The sequence below is a fragment of the Clostridium sp. AF35-15 genome (assembly GCF_003477745.1).
Lineage (GTDB): Bacteria > Bacillota > Clostridia > Lachnospirales > Lachnospiraceae > Otoolea > Otoolea fessa.
Window position 1 is genome coordinate 61,862 of record NZ_QUDY01000001.1, and the last position, 18,412, is coordinate 80,273.

Below are 18,412 nucleotides of genomic sequence, written 5' to 3' on the forward strand. Positions count from 1 at the left end.
CACGGACAAAAGAGGTAGAATCTCATGGCAGGTTTAGATATTATTTGCATTGGCGCTATCAATTATGACTATATGTTTCACTGCACCGGGCTCGATCTGGTGGAGACATCCGCCGGTGGAGGCGACGAGAACTTAAGCAACCCGATTTCCGATGTGGAAAACGATATTCAGGAGCTGGCGATAAAAGGCAAGGAATACACAACCCAGATCGGCGGTTCTGCTTTCATCACCCTGAAAGTGGCAAAGCATATTCTCCCTAACCTGCAGGTCGCTTACGTCGGCGTGTGCGGCACGCCCAGTCCATTCGATCTGCGCTTCGGCAAGACAAATGACATTGACGCCGAGCTGGCGCACCTGGATAACCGTGACTGGCTGTTTACCACGCGCGAGCGCTTCGACGATCCATATTCCAAAGCGATTGCCAAATCGATTGTCCGCCTTTATAATCACACGCGCAATTGCATCAAGATCGCGCCGTGTGCCAACAACACTCTCTTAGACCGCATCCATGAACAGGAAGCCCGGACGGGAACCACACTGGCGGAGTACCTCGCGCAGGCCCGCTGGATCCACCTGTCATCCCTGTCTGATTTCGACCAATTCGAGGCAATCATGCAATCGGTCATCCAGGCAAAACATTTAAATCCTGCCATGAAAGTCAGCATGGATCCTGGTTTTGAGTATACATCGCTGCGCCGTGAGCGCTTACAGCCACTGATCGCATATGCCGATTATGTTTTCTTAAATAAATCCGAAAAGAAAAACCTCGGCTTCAATGCCCGCAGCGCCCGTCCGCTCTACGCGAACCTCTGTGAGTATTTTTCTGCGATCAACCCGGATCCCACCCGCACCCTCATTGTCAAGCACGATGACCGCCATGAGCTGATCCATTTTAAGGACGGCGTATGTCAGATCCGCACAGTCCGCCACAAAAAGCTCTACCAGTACCAGTTAAACAACGATACCGGCGCCGGTGATTCCTTTGCCGGCGGTTTCATCAGCGGTATGCTCGATGATCGGCTCAATTCGGATATCGCTGAGCCGATCCAGCTCGGTGTTCTGGCTGCCAAGGGACGGATGCGTAGTTTTGATTATGAGAACCCGTATCTGAATATACAGAAATTGACCGATGCTTTTTTTGAAGCTCTATAATATTTTTTCAAGTGCTGTTAAATAGCGCAGAGTGAATTGCAGCCATCATCTCAGGAGAAAAGTACGTTACTTTTCTCCTGTTTATCCTTATATAATTATATATATAATGTCTGTACACATCTAAAAACTTCTTTCATATATTAATATCAATTTGATATTGATTTTGGAGATCCCATGATCCGCCTCAGCCTATGTATGATCGTCAAAAATGAAGAAGCCGTTTTGACGCGTGTTTTAGCATCTGCCATACAATTTGCGGATGAAATCCTCGTCGCCGACACCGGTTCCACCGATCGAACTGTAGAAATCGCCCGGCAATACACCAAACATATTTATCACTACCCGTGGAACGATGATTTCGCCGCCGCGCGCAATTTCATCTGTGAAAAGGTCACAACCGAATACTGGATGTGGCTCGACGCCGACGATGTCGTTCCCGCAGAATCGATTACAGCGATTTTAAAGTTGAAAGAAACTTTAAGCAAATCCCCGCAGCCCGACGTTGTCATGCTGAAATACATCGCTGGATTCCAGCCGGACGGCACACCTGCATTTACCTACGATCGCGAACGGATTCTGCGAACGGACCGGCATTTTCGCTGGAAAGGACGCGTCCACGAAGCCATCGCGCCACGCGGCAGAATTCTCTATTCTCCTATTCAGATCGAACACCGGAAGCCTGCTTCCGCTCTCACCCATTCTGACCGGAACCTGAAAATCTATGAAACAATGCTTGCAGACGGCGAACTGCTCGATCCGCGCCATCAATACTACTACGCCCGCGAACTCATCGACCACAAACAATACGAAAAAGCCCGCCCGGTTCTGGAACATTTCCTAAACGAACCGGACGGGTGGTATGAAAATAAGGCGGACGCCTGTCTGCTTCTGGCGCGCTGCCATGAAATGCTCAGAAATACGGCTGCCAGCCAGCTTTCTCTGTTCCAGAGTTTTCTCTACGACCGCCCACGTGCTAAAACCTGCTGTGAGATCGGACGGTTGAAACTTTCCCTCGGAGAAATTTCCCAGGCTGTTTTCTGGTACCAGCTTGCCCTCAAAGACCGACCAGAATATCATCCAAATGCCTTTATCGAAGCCGATTACTATGATTTCATTCCTTTAATCCAGCTATGCGTCTGCTATGATCGGATGGGAAACTATGATAAGGCACTGTATTATCATAAGGAAACAAAAAAAATCCGCCCGGATTCTCCGGCGGTTTTGACAAATGAAGAATACTTTCAAACCATATCCTCAAACCATAAAACAAACGGATTACCTATCTTGTGACATTCGCTCCGACCTCTGCAGTGGTCTGAGCAGCGGACTGGGAGTCGTTCCATCCAGCGGCATCCACACTTTCTACATTCATTCTTACCGTCTTCCACACTTATAATATTCCACAGTTCCCAACCCTCAATTTCCCCGCCCCTTTCTGCTAATGCACATCTCTTTCATCGCACACATATACTACATCAGGATGGATGTCCTAAATCTGGAAAGGAGTTTTTTATGTTTCGTCATTCATGTAATTTTCCCTACTATTTTGATGATAGTGACTATGAAAATAACGGCTATGGGCGCTGCGGACGCGATCGCGGCTGTCCCGGTTCTTTTGAACCCTACAACTGCTGTCGTCCCGGTCCCATAGGACCACGCGGCTGCCCCGGACCGATCGGACCTGTCGGTCCCACTGGTGCTGCCGGACTCGATGGACTGGACGGCGCTACGGGTCCGACTGGGCCGACTGGTCCGACCGGGCCGACCGGCGCTACCGGTCCTGCGGGTCCAGCTGGGCCGACCGGCACTACCGGGGCTGTTGGTCCGACTGGGCCGACCGGCGCTACCGGCGCTGCGGGTCCGGCTGGGCCGGCTGGCGCTGACGGGGCTGCGGGCGCTACGGGTCCGACTGGGCCGGCTGGCGCTGACGGGGCTGTTGGTCCGGCAGGGCCGACCGGGGCTGACGGCGCTACCGGCCCAACTGGCGCTACAGGAGCTACAGGAGCTACCGGCGCTGCGGGGCCGACTGGCGCAACCGGTCCTACCGGCGCTGCGGGTCCTACCGGCGCTACAGGAGCTACCGGCGCAACGGGTCCTACCGGCGCAACGGGTCCTACCGGTCCCGCCGCCATCGTCACCGCCGCTGCTCCCGTCGCAGATGCAACAAGTGCTGAAGATGTCGTTGAACGCTTCAATGAACTTCTTGCCAACCTGCGTGCCGCCGGACTTCTGGCAACCGACAATGCGTAAAAGGCTGAAATTCTGTGAAAAAGAATGTACCTTGACACATTCGGGCGTCTCGCGCGGTCGCTTGCGACATGTTTCTGCTTCGCGCGAGTACGCATCCTCGCGGAGCGTTTGTTGTTTCATAGAACGCAATTTCCTATGAAACAACAGAAAAACCCCGGAAACCTTACGGTTCCGGGGTATCTCTTACGTCTGGACACAATGCGCTTCCTGGAAGCGACTTTATATTATATATATACGGTACATCTTCTTGCCTGCTGCGCATACAAGAAGCACCTTTGTTTAATTCATTGATTACTCAATGATAGTAGCAACTCTACCAGATCCTACTGTACGGCCGCCCTCACGGATAGCGAAACGAAGACCCTGCTCCATAGCTACCGGATGAATCAGCTCTACAGTCATCTCTACGTTGTCGCCCGGCATACACATCTCGGTACCAGCCGGTAACTCACAAACGCCTGTTACGTCAGTGGTTCTGAAGTAGAACTGCGGACGATAGTTGTTGAAGAACGGAGTATGACGACCACCCTCGTCTTTTGTCAGAACGTAAACCTGAGCAGTAAATTTCTTATGGCATTTTACAGAGCCCGGTTTAACCAGACACTGACCACGCTGGATGTCAGTTCTCTGAACACCACGAAGCAGAGCACCGATGTTATCACCAGCCTCAGCCTGATCAAGCAGCTTACGGAACATCTCGATACCAGTTACAACAGTCTTACGAGTCTCCTCGTGAATACCAACGATCTCAACCTCATCGTTCAGTTTCAGAGTACCACGCTCAACACGGCCGGTAGCAACAGTACCACGACCTGTGATGGTGAATACGTCCTCGATTGGCATCAGGAACGGCTTATCAGTAGCACGTACCGGATCCGGAATGTAGGAATCTACAGCGTCCATGAGCTCCATGATCTTGTCGCCCCACTCGCCGTTCGGATCTTCAAGAGCCTTCAGAGCAGAACCCTGGATGATCGGTGTGTCATCGCCCGGGAACTCGTACTCGTTCAGCAGGTCTCTGATCTCCATCTCAACCAGCTCAAGCAGCTCCGGATCGTCTACCATATCGCACTTGTTCATGAATACTACGATGTACGGTACGCCTACCTGACGGGAAAGCAGGATGTGCTCTCTTGTCTGAGCCATAACACCATCGGTAGCAGCTACAACCAGAATAGCGCCATCCATCTGAGCAGCACCAGTGATCATGTTCTTAACGTAGTCAGCATGTCCTGGGCAGTCAACGTGTGCGTAATGTCTCTTCTCTGTCTGATACTCAACGTGTGCAGTAGAGATAGTAATACCACGCTCTCTCTCTTCCGGAGCTTTATCGATATCCTCGAAGTTCTCAGCTGTGTTACCAGCTACTCTTGCAGCCAGAACTTTTGTGATAGCTGCTGTCAGGGTTGTTTTACCATGGTCTACGTGTCCGATAGTACCAATGTTACAATGCGGTTTAGTTCTTTCAAACTTTGCTTTTGCCATTTTAAGACGTCCTCCTTAATTTACACCCAATACGGGTATCTCAATTTATGTTAGGCTGACTCTAATTATATTCGATTAGAGCCGTTTTTTCAAGCCTAATATTGCTTTTCCGGGCAGTTATCTGCCCGGAAAAGGCAATATAGTTACATTTTTAATTATTTCTCAGCTTTTCCAGCAAGAACTTTCTCCTGAACGCTCTTCGGAACCTGCTCATATTTCTCAAAGAACATGGAGTAGTTACCACGTCCCTGAGTTCTGGAACGAAGGTCGGTAGAATAACCGAACATCTCTGCCAGCGGAACATAAGCCTTAACCAGCTTGCCGCCGCCGATGTCTTCCATACCCTCGATACGACCACGACGAGAGTTGATATCACCGATGATATCACCCATATACTCTTCCGGCATGGTTACCTCAACCTTCATGATCGGCTCAAGCAGTACCGGGTTACCTTTACGCATAGCATCCTTGAATGCCATGGAACCTGCGATATGGAAAGCCATCTCAGAAGAGTCGACCTCATGGTAGGAACCATCGTATACGTCAGCGTGAACGCCGAGTACCGGGAATCCGCCAAGGATACCTGCCTTAGCAGCCTCTTCAATACCTTCGCCTACAGCCGGGATGTACTCTTTCGGGATAGCACCGCCGACAACGCTGGACTCAAACTTGAAGGTCTCTTCGCCGTTCGGATCCATCGGAGTGAAGTGTACCTTACAGTGACCGTACTGACCACGACCACCAGACTGTTTTGCATACTTGCTGTCTACATCTACAGCCTTTGTGAAGGTCTCTTTGTAAGCTACCTGCGGAGCACCTACGTTAGCTTCAACGTGGAACTCACGAAGCAGACGGTCTACGATAATCTCCAGATGGAGCTCGCCCATACCAGCGATGATTGTCTGACCAGTCTCTTTGTTTGTATAAGCACGGAAGGTCGGATCCTCCTCTGCCAGTTTTGCAAGAGCCTCGCCCATCTTGTCCTGACCAGCTTTGGTCTTCGGCTCGATAGCGATGTCGATAACCGGCTCCGGGAACTCCATGGACTCCAGGATTACCGGATGCTGCTCATCACAGATAGTATCACCTGTGGTGGAGAACTTAAATCCGATCGCTGCTGCGATATCACCGGAGTAAACCTTTTCCAGCTCGTGACGCTTGTTGGCATGCATCTGAAGGATACGTCCAACACGCTCTTTTTTGTCCTTTGTTGCATTCAGTACGTATGAACCGGAGTTCATAACACCTGAGTACACACGGAAGTAAGCCAGCTTACCTACGAACGGGTCGGTCATGATCTTGAATACAAGAGCAGAGAACGGCTCTTCGTCGGAAGAATGTCTTACAGTCTCGTTGCCATCCAGGTCAACACCCTTGATCGGCGGGATGTCAAGCGGAGACGGCATGAACTCAATGATAGCATCCAGGAGCTTCTGAATACCCTTATTTCTGTATGCGGTACCACAGCATACCGGGATAGCCTGACACTCACAGGTTGCTTTTCTTAATACTTTCTTTAATTCATCTACAGACGGCTCTTCACCCTCAAGGTATGCCATCATCAGATCATCATCCAGCTCGCAGATCTTCTCTACCAGCTCGGTGTGGTAAAGCTCAGCGTCATCCTTCATATCCTCCGGGATATCAAGGATGCTGATGTCCTCACCCTTATCATCATTGTAGATGTATGCTTTCATCTCGAACAGGTCGATAATTCCCTTGAAATCATCTTCCTTGCCGATCGGAAGCTGTAAACAGATAGCATTCTTACCAAGTCTGGTCTTGATCTGCTCTACACAGCCATAGAAGTTTGCACCCAGGATATCCATCTTGTTGATGAATGCCATACGCGGTACATTGTAGGTATCAGCCTGACGCCATACGTTCTCAGACTGCGGCTCTACACCACCCTTAGCACAGAATACACCTACAGCACCGTCCAGTACACGCAGGGAACGCTCAACCTCAACCGTGAAGTCAACGTGTCCTGGAGTATCGATGATGTTGATACGATGCTCCAGAGCGCCTGGTTTCGGTTTGCAGTTTTCCTGCAGAGTCCAGTGACAGGTTGTCGCTGCAGAAGTGATGGTAATACCTCTCTCCTGCTCCTGAGCCATCCAGTCCATGGTAGCAGTACCTTCATGAGTATCACCGATCTTATAGTTAACACCAGTATAATACAGAATACGCTCAGTAGTGGTAGTCTTACCAGCATCGATATGAGCCATAATACCAATATTTCTGGTTCTCTCTAACGGATATTCTCTTCCAGCCAAAGCTTTTTCCTCCTATTAGAATCTGTAATGAGCAAATGCCTTGTTAGCCTCTGCCATCTTATGCATATCTTCTTTCTTCTTCACAGATGCACCAGTGTTGTTAGCTGCATCCAGAATCTCTTTTGCCAGTCTCTCTTCCTGAGTCTTCTCGCCTCTCTTACGGGAGTACAGAGTGATCCAGCGAAGTGCAAGAGCCTGTCTTCTTTCCGGCTTAACCTCGATCGGTACCTGATAGGTAGCACCACCGATACGTTTTGCCTTAACTTCCAGAACCGGCATGATGTTGTTCATTGCCTCTTCGAAAACCTCTACAGCTTCCTTACCGGATTCTGCAGCGACACGATCAAACGCGCCGTATACGATCTTCTGAGCAACGCCCTTTTTGCCGTCCAGCATGATGTTGTTGATTAATTTAGTAACAACCTTGTTGTTGTACAGCGGATCCGCTAATACGTCTCTTTTCTGAGTATGTCCTTTACGTGGCACGTTACTTCCCTCCTTAATATCTGCTCCGGCGGGGAGCCGCGGGAGCCATTCATTAGATCTTAGGTACTCGCATTGAACACTTAGCGAGGTTCCTCACGAGCTTAGTGTGAAAGCGCACCTGCGAAACGAGCGCGTCTTTCAGCGCGACATTGAGCATGGTGCTTCCTCTCTTCCTACTCGGCAGGTTCTCTCTAAGTTCAACCTGCGTCTCGTGCGCGGTTCTATGATTCCCTGCAACCTACAGGATCAATATCAAAGTCCGGCACATTCATTCTAAATCTAATAGAACTTCTACCTAATTAAAATTATTTCTTGTCTTTCGGTCTCTTAGCGCCGTATTTGGAACGCGCCTGTTTTCTGTTGGCTACGCCTGCAGTATCAAGAGTACCTCTGATGATGTGGTATCTGGTACCTGGTAAGTCTTTTACACGACCACCACGAATCAGAACAACGCTGTGCTCCTGTAAGTTGTGTCCCTCACCCGGGATGTAGCTTGTTACTTCGATACCGTTGGAAAGACGAACTCTGGCGATTTTTCTAAGAGCAGAGTTAGGCTTTTTAGGTGTTGCAGTCTTAACGGCTGTACACACGCCTCTCTTCTGCGGTGCAGAAACGTTGATAGCTTTCTTCTGTAAAGAGTTGTATCCCTTCTGCAGAGCCGGAGCTGTTGATTTCTTTTCAGATGTCTGTCTTCCCTTTCTTACTAACTGGTTAAATGTAGGCATCCTTTTCACCTCCTGTGATATTGTCTGTGGTTGCTTTTTTAAGCTTGTATTTCCGCGCAGAAATTCCTTGAATTTTGCACGCTTACTTATTATAGCTAGTTTGAGTTGCACTGTCAAGGTATAAAATGCAAATTTTTCCCGTAAAATAAAGGGTTTGTTACTGTTCACGCATACGTGCCCAGTAACGGAATTTGCCGTGGCTTCGCATTTAAATACGGCAAATTCCTGCTGCCACCACGTTTTCTTACGGCATTTTCGGTTCCAAAAGTGCCTACCTGTGAGCAGTAACAAGGGTTTTGTGCTGTAGCCAGGTACAGTGCAAAACCCTCTATTGTCTCATCTGACTCTTTTTTTTCTGGAAAATATCTTAAATATCCCGGAACTTCATTTCCGCTACTCCTGCGGTCCCATGTACTCCGAATCACCAAAACCAAGAATCAGCATAAAAAGCGGATTCAGGAAAAATAAACCAATCGTAAATCCTATCCCGTGACCATAGGCACACGCCAGCTTATAGAGTGCCACCACATTCATGAGTGCTGTTCCCAGAAGCGCAAGCGAACCGATAACTCCCACGATTCCGCCGAAGGAATTTAAAATACCTCCGCCGACCGCCAGTCCCAGTGCCACCCAGAAATACTGCACATCCCAGGTCAGCCGGTACTGTACATAGCCATTGTAAATTGGAATGATGGATTTCCATCCTTCTTCCCCGGCTTTTGTAAAAATCTTCCAGTATGCAATTACCTGCAGAATATAAAAGATAAACGCAAATAATGCATATGCCATAATAAACGCCACCAATCCCATATGCTTTCCTCCTTTCAGTTTTTACTGTCCGAAGAACGTATTCACGCCAGCCAGCAGTCCGTTCGCCAGCGTCTCAAGCGTCGCACCCGAATGATCGGACGCCTTATCTCCCAGCTCAATATCCACACTCGGAATCGTTGAATAGGAAGTCTGGGTCAAATCCATCTCCATGCTGCCTTTGGAATAAATCTTCACACCCGCGCTCTTTAAGCCGCTGATCAGCGACTCGCCCAGTTGCTTGTGCTGCTTCCAATGAGAGGCAACCGGCTCCATCGCACGGTAGGTTGCATTGCTTGGAACGCTCATGAAAAAGGCACCCTTGTTGCTGCTGGTTGAATCCCAGTGCAAGGCTATATGACAGTCCGCGTTGTTATTCGCAATGACCGTACGGGCTATATTATCCAGCTGTACATCATCTGATTCACGGATCATCAGTACATCATAGCCTGCATTCAGAAGTTTTGTCTTAAGCACCTTTGCCATAGCAAGTGTTACCTTGCTCTCTGCTGTTCCATCTGCAAAGGTCATACCGCTGGAAACTGCCACTGCTGAGGTAGCACCGGCTCCGGTTGTGCCGCCGGTTACTTTCGCACTTCCATCCGGATGACACTGGGTCTTGACGCTTCCGCCACCGTTTGTTCCATGTCCGGCATTGACGCAGACCACTTTATTTTTCTTGTTGGAAGCAGTCGAGCGGTACAGGGTCGCAGTTCCGCTGTTGATCTTTGAATAATTTGCGTATTTATAATTAGAAGAAAGTGCGATCTCCGTGCCGCCGGATGTCTGCGCTCCCGCTGCTGTCTGGCTGGTTGTCTGGACAGCACCTGCGGATGCCGGTTTTTTGCTTGTCACATAGGCGGATGAAACGTAATACTTCTTTCCATTCAAAAGAATCATCGTCCACTGCCCGCTGGTTCCCACGCGCTCCAGCTTCTGACCGTAGGACAGATTGCCCGCGATATTATTGTCCTTGATCTGCGCCGATGTCCGGTAGCGCAGGGAAGACGTATTGACATACACCGAGTCACCTGCCAGCGCGATCTGCGACATACCGGCTGTCACCAGCAGAGCCGCCGCCAGTCCCAGTGTATGTTTTTTGAGCCGATTGTGTCTCTTCATCTATATAATCTCCTTCCAATGTCTCTATTTTTTAAATAATTGTTTCTGTTTTGAAAGTCTAAAATCGTTAAATTTGTTTTTTAAATTCATACAATTCAATCACATTACTTTGGATTTTAAACATTTCCTTTATAAGTATAACGGATTTTCCCCTTCGATTCAACCAATCCCGCGCTTCTATTTCTTACGGTTTTCTGTCTATGATATGGCAGGAATGAATGTGCCTTGGCACATTCGGGCGTCTCGCTCGGTCGCTTGCGACAACCTACAGCTTCGCGCGAGTGCGCATCATTGGCACAAAAAAAGACCGCCGCATCTCTGCGGCGATCTCCAAAAAACGATTCCGTTTTTCATTTTTAATTATTCTTCACTCAGCTCATCCTCGTTGAGTACAATCTTGTCTGCCTCGTCCAGTTCAGCCGGCTCGTTGAAGTCGTCCTCTGCCAGATCGATATCATCCTCTTCCTCAACATCAGTGTTCAGCTTGATGGAGCGGTAACGCTTCATACCGGTACCAGCCGGAATCAGCTTACCAATCAGAACGTTCTCCTTCAGACCAATCAGCTTATCTACCTTTCCGTTGATGGCAGCCTCGGTCAGAACCTTGGTTGTCTCCTGGAAGGATGCAGCGGATAAGAAGGAGTCGGTTGCCAGAGATGCCTTGGTGATACCCAGCATAACCTGACGTCCGATCGCCGGCTCTTTGCCCTCGGCTTCCAGCGCCTCGTTCATCTCGTTGAAATCGAGTACATCCATGGATACGCCCGGCAGTACGTCGGAATCTCCACTTTCCTCAATCTTAATCTTCTTTAACATCTGGTGTACGATCATCTCGATATGCTTATCGTTGATTTCTACACCCTGTAAGCGGTATACACGCTGTACTTCCTGGATCATGTAATCCTGTACGGCGCGGACGCCCTTGATCTTCAGAATATCGTGCGGGTTCACGCTACCTTCGGTCAGCTCGTCACCAGCCTCCAGAACCGCGCCGTCCTGAATCTTGATACGGGAGCCGTAAGGAATCAGGTATGTCTTGGAATTGCCCGTCTCATTATCCGTGATAATGATCTCACGTTTCTTCTTGGTATCTTTGATGGTTGCCACACCGCCGAACTCAGCGATGATAGCAAGTCCCTTCGGCTTACGTGCCTCGAAAAGCTCCTCGACACGCGGAAGACCCTGTGTGATATCGCCACCGGCAACGCCGCCCGAGTGGAACGTACGCATGGTCAGCTGTGTACCAGGCTCACCGATGGACTGTGCCGCGATGATGCCGACTGCCTCACCGACCTGAACCGGCTGACCGGTTGCCATGTTGGCACCGTAGCACTTCGCACACACACCGATATGGGATTTACAGGTCAGGACGGTACGGATCTTGATGGAATCTCTGCCCTGTTTCTTCAATGCTGCCATAACAGCCGCTGCACGCTTCGGCGTACACATATGATTCTTCTCAATCACCACTTCACCTGTATCCGGGTCTGTGATTGTCTCAGCGATGAAACGTCCTGTGATACGCTCCTGCAATGTCTCGATGGTCTCCTGACCATCCATGAATGCCTTGATCTCCATATACGGAATCTCCGGCTTATCCCAGCAGCAGTCCTCCTCGCGGACGATCAGATCCTGGGATACGTCTACCAGACGTCTGGTCAGGTAACCAGAGTCGGCAGTACGCAGAGCCGTATCGGACATACCTTTTCGAGCTCCGTGTGCGGAGATGAAGTACTCCAGTACGTCCAGACCCTCACGGAAGTTGGACTTGATAGGAAGTTCAATCGTATGACCGGTCGTATCTGCCATCAGTCCTCGCATACCAGCAAGCTGTTTAATCTGCTTATCCGATCCTCGCGCACCGGAGTCAGCCATCATGAAGATGTTGTTATATTTGTCAAGTCCTGTCAGCAGGTCGTGAGTCAGCTGATCATCGGTTGCCTTCCAGGTCTCGATAACTTCTTTGTAACGCTCTTCCTCTGTGATAAGACCACGGCGGAAGTTCTTTGCGATATGGTCAACCGTTGCCTGCGCGTCAGCAATCAGCTTCGGCTTGCTTGCCGGTACGGTCATATCGGAAATCGATACGGTCATGGCTGCACGTGTAGAGAACTTGTAGCCAATCGCCTTGATATCATCCAGGGTGATCGCTGTCTGGGTTGCACCATGGACATTGATAACCTTCTCCAGAATCTGCTTTAACTGCTTCTTTCCTACGTGGAAATCAACTTCCAGTTTCAGCTCGTTCTCTTTCTGGGAACGGTCTACGAAGCCCAGATCCTGCGGAATGATCTCGTTGAAGATGAAACGTCCAACGGTAGACTCGATGATACCAGTCTTCGTTGTGCCATCCGGCATCGTGCGGGTTACTCTTACTTTGACACGGGAATGCAGGGTAACAACCTTGTTCTCGTATGCAAGAATCGCCTCGTTGATGCTCTTGAATGCCATACCCTCGCCCTTGGCGCCCGGACGTTCCTGGGTCAGATAGTAAATACCAAGTACCATATCCTGGGAAGGAACGGCTACCGGACCACCATCGGACGGTTTTAACAGGTTGTTCGGAGAAAGCAGCAGGAAACGGCACTCTGCCTGTGCCTCCACGGAAAGCGGAAGATGTACCGCCATCTGGTCGCCATCGAAATCGGCGTTGAATGCGGTACAAACAAGCGGATGCAGCTTGATTGCCTTACCTTCTACCAGAATCGGCTCGAATGCCTGGATACCCAGACGATGCAGTGTAGGAGCACGGTTTAACATAACCGGATGCTCTTTGATTACATCCTCGAGAACGTCCCAAACCTCCGGCTGAAGGCGCTCTACCATCTTCTTTGCATTTTTAATGTTATGAGCGGTTCCGTTGGAAACCAGCTCTTTCATAACGAACGGTTTAAACAGCTCGATCGCCATCTCTTTCGGCAGACCGCACTGGTAAATCTTTAACTCCGGTCCTACGACGATAACGGAACGTCCAGAATAGTCAACTCGCTTACCCAGAAGGTTCTGACGGAAACGTCCCTGTTTACCCTTTAACATATCAGAAAGGGACTTGAGGGCACGGTTGCCAGGACCGGTAACTGGACGGCCACGGCGGCCATTATCAATTAATGCGTCAACTGCCTCCTGAAGCATACGTTTCTCGTTGCGCACGATGATATCCGGTGCGCCGAGCTCCAGAAGTCTTGCAAGACGGTTGTTACGGTTGATAATACGACGATACAGATCGTTTAAGTCGGAAGTTGCGAAACGTCCGCCATCCAGCTGTACCATCGGACGGATATCCGGCGGGATAACCGGGACAACGGTCATGATCATCCACTCCGGTTTGTTGCCGGAATTTCTGAATGCCTCTACGACTTCCAGACGCTTGATGATACGAGCACGCTTCTGTCCGGTTGCATCCTGTAACTGGTTTCTCAGATCCTCAGAATCCTTCTCCAGGTCGATCGCCTTTAAAAGCTCCTGAATCGCCTCGGCACCCATGCCGACACGGAAAGAACCGTAACCGTATTTCTCGATCTCGTCACGGTACTCCTTCTCAGACAGAACCTGCTTCATCTGCAGTCCGGTCTGTCCCGGATCCAGCACGATATAGGAAGCGAAGTACAGAACCTTCTCCAGAGTTCTCGGAGAAATGTCCAGAATCAGACCCATGCGGCTCGGAATTCCCTTGAAATACCAGATGTGGGAAACCGGAGCTGCAAGCTCGATATGACCCATGCGCTCACGGCGGACGCTGGCTTTTGTAACCTCAACGCCGCAGCGGTCACAGATAACACCTTTATATCTGATTTTTTTATATTTACCACAGTGGCACTCCCAGTCCTTGCTCGGTCCAAAGATTCTCTCACAGAACAGGCCGTCTTTCTCCGGCTTTAATGTTCTGTAGTTGATGGTCTCCGGCTTTTTAACCTCGCCGTGAGACCACTCCAGAATCTTTTCAGGGGATGCCAAACCGATCTTGATTGCGTCAAATGTCAATGGTTGATATGTTTCATTTGTCTCTGGCATGAGCGGTACTCCCTCCTATCGATTATTCTTCGTCGTCAGATCCATTATCATCGGAAACGTCTGCATAGTCATCGTCCGTATAGCCGTCTGCCTCTGCTGTATACTCATCGTGCTCTACATCGGTCAGCTCACCATCTTTAAATTCCTGCTCCTGGTAACCGTAGTTGCCGAAGGACTCATTCTGAGAGTAACGCTTGCTGTCACCCTCGATGACGGAACGAAGATCGGTATCGCCTTCGTCGATGTTCTCCTTGAGCTCGATCTCGGAACCGTCTTCTGCCAGAACTCTGACATCCAGACCCAGGGACTGAAGCTCTTTTAAGAGTACCTTGAAGGACTCCGGAATACCCGGCTCCGGAATATTCTCGCCCTTGATGATTGCCTCGTATGTCTTCACACGACCTACCACATCATCGGACTTCACGGTCAGGATCTCCTGCAGCGTGTAGGATGCGCCATACGCCTCCAGAGCCCAAACCTCCATCTCTCCGAAACGCTGGCCACCGAACTGAGCTTTACCACCCAGCGGCTGCTGTGTAACGAGGGAGTAAGGACCTGTGGAACGTGCATGAATCTTATCATCAACCAGATGATGCAGTTTCAGGTAATGCATGTGTCCGATTGTAACCGGGCTGTCGAAGTATTCGCCGGTACGTCCATCTCTCAGGCGGACTTTACCGTCACGTCCGATCGGAACGCCCTTCCAGAGTTTTCTGTGCTCCAGATGGGTACCCAGATACTCCATAACTTCCGGATCTACAATATCTTTATATTTTGCTTCGAACTCTTCCCAGGAGGTGTTGACATAGTCATTTGCCATCTCCAGAGTGTTCTGAATATCTTTCTCGTCTGCTCCGTCGAAAATCGGGGTGGATACATCAAAACCAAGTGCTTTGGCAGCAAGGCTTAAATGAATCTCCAGGACCTGTCCGATATTCATACGGGACGGTACGCCCAATGGGTTCAGTACGATGTCGAGCGGACGGCCATTCGGAAGGAACGGCATATCCTCAACCGGAAGTACACGGGAAACGACACCCTTGTTACCATGACGACCAGCCATCTTATCGCCGACGGAAATCTTTCTCTTCTGTGCAATGTAGATACGAACGGTCTTATTTACACCCGGAGCCAGCTCGTCGCCGTTCTCTCTTGTAAATACCTTCGCATCAATGATGATACCGTATGCACCATGCGGTACTTTCAGGGAAGTATCACGAACCTCTCTTGCCTTCTCACCGAAGATCGCACGTAACAGGCGCTCTTCTGCGGTCAGCTCGGTCTCTCCCTTCGGAGTAACCTTACCTACCAGGATATCACCGGCACGAACCTCTGCACCAATGCGGATGATACCGCGCTCGTCCAGATCTTTCAGTGCATCCTCGCCGACACCCGGAACATCTCTTGTGATCTCTTCCGGTCCCAGCTTGGTATCACGTGCTTCTGCCTCGTATTCCTCGATATGGACGGAGGTATATACATCCTCCTGAACCAGACGCTCAGACAGAAGAACGGCATCCTCGTAGTTGTAGCCTTCCCAGGTCATGAAGCCGATCAGCGGGTTTTTGCCCAGACCGATCTCACCGTTGCAGGTGGACGGACCATCTGCGATAACCTCGCCAGCTTCGACATGGTCATTCTTGTATACAATCGGTTTCTGATTGTAGCAGTTGGACTGGTTACTTCTCTTGAATTTTGTCAGATGGTATACATCGCGGTTTCCATCGGAATCTCTCTTGATGATGATCTCGTTGGAAGCGGAGCGCTCAACCACACCGGCATTCTTTGCAACGACACACACACCGGAGTCAACAGCTGCCTTCGCGGAAATACCGGTATCGACAACGGCTCTCTCGGTGGTCAGAAGCGGTACCGCCTGACGCTGCATGTTCGATCCCATCAGAGCACGGTTCGCATCGTCGTTCTGCAGGAACGGAATCATGGAAGTAGCTACGGAGAATACCATCTTCGGGGATACGTCCATCAGGTCGATTTTCTTCTTCTGGAACTCGGAGGTCTCCTCACGGAATCGACCAGATACGTTATTGTGGACGAAGTGTCCTTCTTCGTCTAACTGCTCGTTTGCCTGTGCAACAACGAAGTTATCTTCCTCGTCTGCTGTCAGGTATACAACCTCATCCGTAACAACCGGGTTGGACGGATCGGTTTTATCTACTACACGGTACGGAGCTTCGATGAAACCGTACTCATTGACACGTGCGTAAGATGCCAGGGAGTTGATCAGACCGATGTTCGGTCCCTCAGGTGTCTCGATCGGGCACATACGGCCATAGTGTGTGTAGTGTACATCTCGTACCTCGAATCCGGCACGGTCTCTTGACAGACCGCCAGGACCCAGGGCGGAAAGACGTCTCTTATGGGTCAGCTCGGACAGCGGGTTGTTCTGATCCATGAACTGGGACAGCTGGGAACTTCCGAAGAACTCCTTGACTGCTGCTGTAACCGGCTTAATATTGATCAGGGACTGGGCAGAAACACCTTCCATGTCCTGTGTTGTCATACGCTCACGTACCACACGCTCCATACGGGACAGACCGATACGGTACTGGTTCTGAAGCAGCTCGCCGACCGCACGGATACGACGGTTGCCCAGATGGTCGATATCATCTGGATTGCCGATGCCGCCTTCCAGATGCATGTTGTAGTTGATGGAAGCGATGATATCTTCCTTCGTAATGTGCTTCGGAATCAGGTCATGGATATCTCTGCGGATAATCTCTTTTAACTCCTCATCAGAAGCGCCGGCATTTTCTTCCAGAATACCCTGGAGAACCGGATAGAATACTAACTCTGTGACGCCTACTTCTTCCGGATCGAAATTCACATAAGCGCCCAGATCTACCATCATGTTAGAAAGAACCTTGTGATTCTTCTTCTCACCCTGAATCCATACAAACGGAACGCCTGCGTTCTGGATGTCAGTAGCAAGTTCCTTGGTGACCTTTGTTCCCTGCTCCGCCAGAATCTCTCCGGTAGTTGTATCAACCACATCCTCAGCCAGAACGTGACCTACGATACGGTTCTTAAAGTGAAGCTTTTTATTGAATTTATAACGACCTACCTTTGCCAGATCGTAGCGGCGCGGATCGAAGAACATGCTGTTTAACAGGCTCTCTGCGCTGTCTACGGAAAGCGGCTCACCCGGACGAATCTTCTTATATAATTCCAGAAGACCATCCTGGTAGTTGTTGGACGGATCCTTCTCGAAGCTCTTCTCCAGTTTCAGCTCATCGCCGAACAGGTCAATGATCTCGGCGTTAGTACCGTAACCAAGAGCACGGATCAGAACAGTAACAGGAACTTTTCTGGTCCGGTCTACACGCACGTAGAAAATGTCGTTGGAATCTGTCTCATACTCCAGCCAGGCACCCCGGTTCGGGATAACGGTGCAGCTGTATAACTCTGTACCGATCTTATCGTGCGCGATTCCATAATAAATACCAGGGGAACGAACAAGCTGGCTGACGATAACTCGCTCCGCTCCGTTGATAACGAAGGAGCCGGTGTCGGTCATAAGTGGAAGATCACCCATGAAAATCTCATGTTCATTGATCTCATCTTTATCTTTATTGCAAAGTCTTACCTTTACCTTCAGAGGAGCTGCATAGGTCGCATCGCGCTCTTTGCACTCTTCGATCGTATATTTGATATCGTTTTTACACAGTGTAAAATCCACAAATTCCAGACTCAAGTGACCTGCGAAATCCGTGATCGGGGAGATATCAGCAAACACTTCTTTCAGTCCCTCATCCAGGAACCACTGATACGAGTTTTTCTGAATCTCAATCAAATTCGGCATTTCCAGAACTTCTTTTTGTCTTGAGAAGGTCATCCTTACACCTTTACCGGTTTTTACCGGACGCATCCTGCTTTTCTCCATTCGATGTTTCACCCCTGTTTTCTTTCTATCTCTATGGTTTGCATTTTTCCATCTCCGAACCAGCCTTGTTTCATGCTGACGGAGCTGCACTGTCATTTGGGCATACGAATACCCGGAAAACACAGTTTTCCACAATAGTGCATTCTCCATCTTAGCATGGGATTTGATGGGTGTCAAGTGGTTTTTTTGATAGATTT

The 18,412-nt window shown here is 49.8% G+C and carries 11 protein-coding genes; 3 read left to right on the forward strand and 8 right to left on the reverse strand.

The genetic code is table 11. From position 1 onward, the window contains the following. Positions 1–24: 24 nt before the first annotated feature. The 3 genes from DWZ76_RS00260 (at position 25) to DWZ76_RS14920 (ending at position 3,402) form a co-directional block, all read left to right on the forward strand. Positions 25–1,152: a carbohydrate kinase family protein gene (locus tag DWZ76_RS00260; protein WP_107000661.1), complete on the forward strand. Its 1,128-nt coding sequence runs from the start codon at positions 25–27 to the stop codon at positions 1,150–1,152. A gap of 174 nt (positions 1,153–1,326) precedes the next feature. Beyond that, a complete protein-coding gene (locus DWZ76_RS00265; RefSeq protein ID WP_118471394.1) occupies positions 1,327–2,442 on the forward strand; it encodes a glycosyltransferase family 2 protein in 1,116 nt (371 codons plus the stop codon). Positions 2,443–2,664: 222 nt separating this feature from the next. After that, positions 2,665–3,402 (forward strand): hypothetical protein, encoded by a 738-nt coding sequence (locus DWZ76_RS14920; protein WP_147353119.1) that lies wholly within the window; start codon positions 2,665–2,667, stop codon positions 3,400–3,402. Positions 3,403–3,693: 291 nt separating this feature from the next. Here DWZ76_RS14920 and tuf read toward each other — a convergent pair whose 3' ends face one another. From tuf to DWZ76_RS00310, 8 genes are all read right to left on the reverse strand, one after another. After that, positions 3,694–4,887 (reverse strand): elongation factor Tu, encoded by a 1,194-nt coding sequence (tuf, locus tag DWZ76_RS00275; protein ID WP_107000672.1) that lies wholly within the window; start codon positions 4,885–4,887, stop codon positions 3,694–3,696. Positions 4,888–5,042: 155 nt separating this feature from the next. Beyond that, complete coding sequence (gene fusA, locus DWZ76_RS00280; protein ID WP_118471396.1) at positions 5,043–7,163, reverse strand: elongation factor G; 2,121 nt, start codon at positions 7,161–7,163, stop codon at positions 5,043–5,045. Between the two features lie 15 nt (positions 7,164–7,178). After that, on the reverse strand, positions 7,179–7,649 hold the full coding sequence (gene rpsG, locus DWZ76_RS00285) for a 30S ribosomal protein S7 (protein WP_022358473.1): 471 nt from the start codon (positions 7,647–7,649) through the stop codon (positions 7,179–7,181). A 305-nt stretch (positions 7,650–7,954) separates the two neighbouring features. Next, positions 7,955–8,374, reverse strand: coding sequence for a 30S ribosomal protein S12 (rpsL, locus tag DWZ76_RS00290; protein WP_022358472.1), 420 nt, complete (start codon positions 8,372–8,374; stop codon positions 7,955–7,957). A gap of 393 nt (positions 8,375–8,767) precedes the next feature. Next, positions 8,768–9,184: a DUF5684 domain-containing protein gene (locus DWZ76_RS00295; RefSeq protein WP_022358471.1), complete on the reverse strand. Its 417-nt coding sequence runs from the start codon at positions 9,182–9,184 to the stop codon at positions 8,768–8,770. A 21-nt stretch (positions 9,185–9,205) separates the two neighbouring features. After that, on the reverse strand, positions 9,206–10,303 hold the full coding sequence (locus DWZ76_RS00300) for an N-acetylmuramoyl-L-alanine amidase (RefSeq protein ID WP_118471398.1): 1,098 nt from the start codon (positions 10,301–10,303) through the stop codon (positions 9,206–9,208). A gap of 360 nt (positions 10,304–10,663) precedes the next feature. Next, positions 10,664–14,314 (reverse strand): DNA-directed RNA polymerase subunit beta', encoded by a 3,651-nt coding sequence (gene rpoC, locus DWZ76_RS00305; protein WP_107000676.1) that lies wholly within the window; start codon positions 14,312–14,314, stop codon positions 10,664–10,666. 22 nt (positions 14,315–14,336) lie between these two features. Beyond that, positions 14,337–18,215, reverse strand: coding sequence for a DNA-directed RNA polymerase subunit beta (locus DWZ76_RS00310; RefSeq protein ID WP_107000677.1), 3,879 nt, complete (start codon positions 18,213–18,215; stop codon positions 14,337–14,339). Positions 18,216–18,412 lie beyond the last annotated feature (197 nt).

Coding starts and splice junctions, on each gene's coding strand:
- DWZ76_RS00295 (WP_022358471.1), bottom strand. CDS start 9,184: ATGGGATTGGTGGCGTTTATTATGGCATATGCATTATTTGCGTTTATC.
- rpoC (WP_107000676.1), bottom strand. CDS start 14,314: ATGCCAGAGACAAATGAAACATATCAACCATTGACATTTGACGCAATC.
- rpsL (WP_022358472.1), bottom strand. CDS start 8,374: ATGCCTACATTTAACCAGTTAGTAAGAAAGGGAAGACAGACATCTGAA.
- DWZ76_RS00310 (WP_107000677.1), bottom strand. CDS start 18,215: ATGGAGAAAAGCAGGATGCGTCCGGTAAAAACCGGTAAAGGTGTAAGG.
- tuf (WP_107000672.1), bottom strand. CDS start 4,887: ATGGCAAAAGCAAAGTTTGAAAGAACTAAACCGCATTGTAACATTGGT.
- DWZ76_RS00300 (WP_118471398.1), bottom strand. CDS start 10,303: ATGAAGAGACACAATCGGCTCAAAAAACATACACTGGGACTGGCGGCG.
- DWZ76_RS00265 (WP_118471394.1), top strand. CDS start 1,327: ATGATCCGCCTCAGCCTATGTATGATCGTCAAAAATGAAGAAGCCGTT.
- DWZ76_RS14920 (WP_147353119.1), top strand. CDS start 2,665: ATGTTTCGTCATTCATGTAATTTTCCCTACTATTTTGATGATAGTGAC.
- DWZ76_RS00260 (WP_107000661.1), top strand. CDS start 25: ATGGCAGGTTTAGATATTATTTGCATTGGCGCTATCAATTATGACTAT.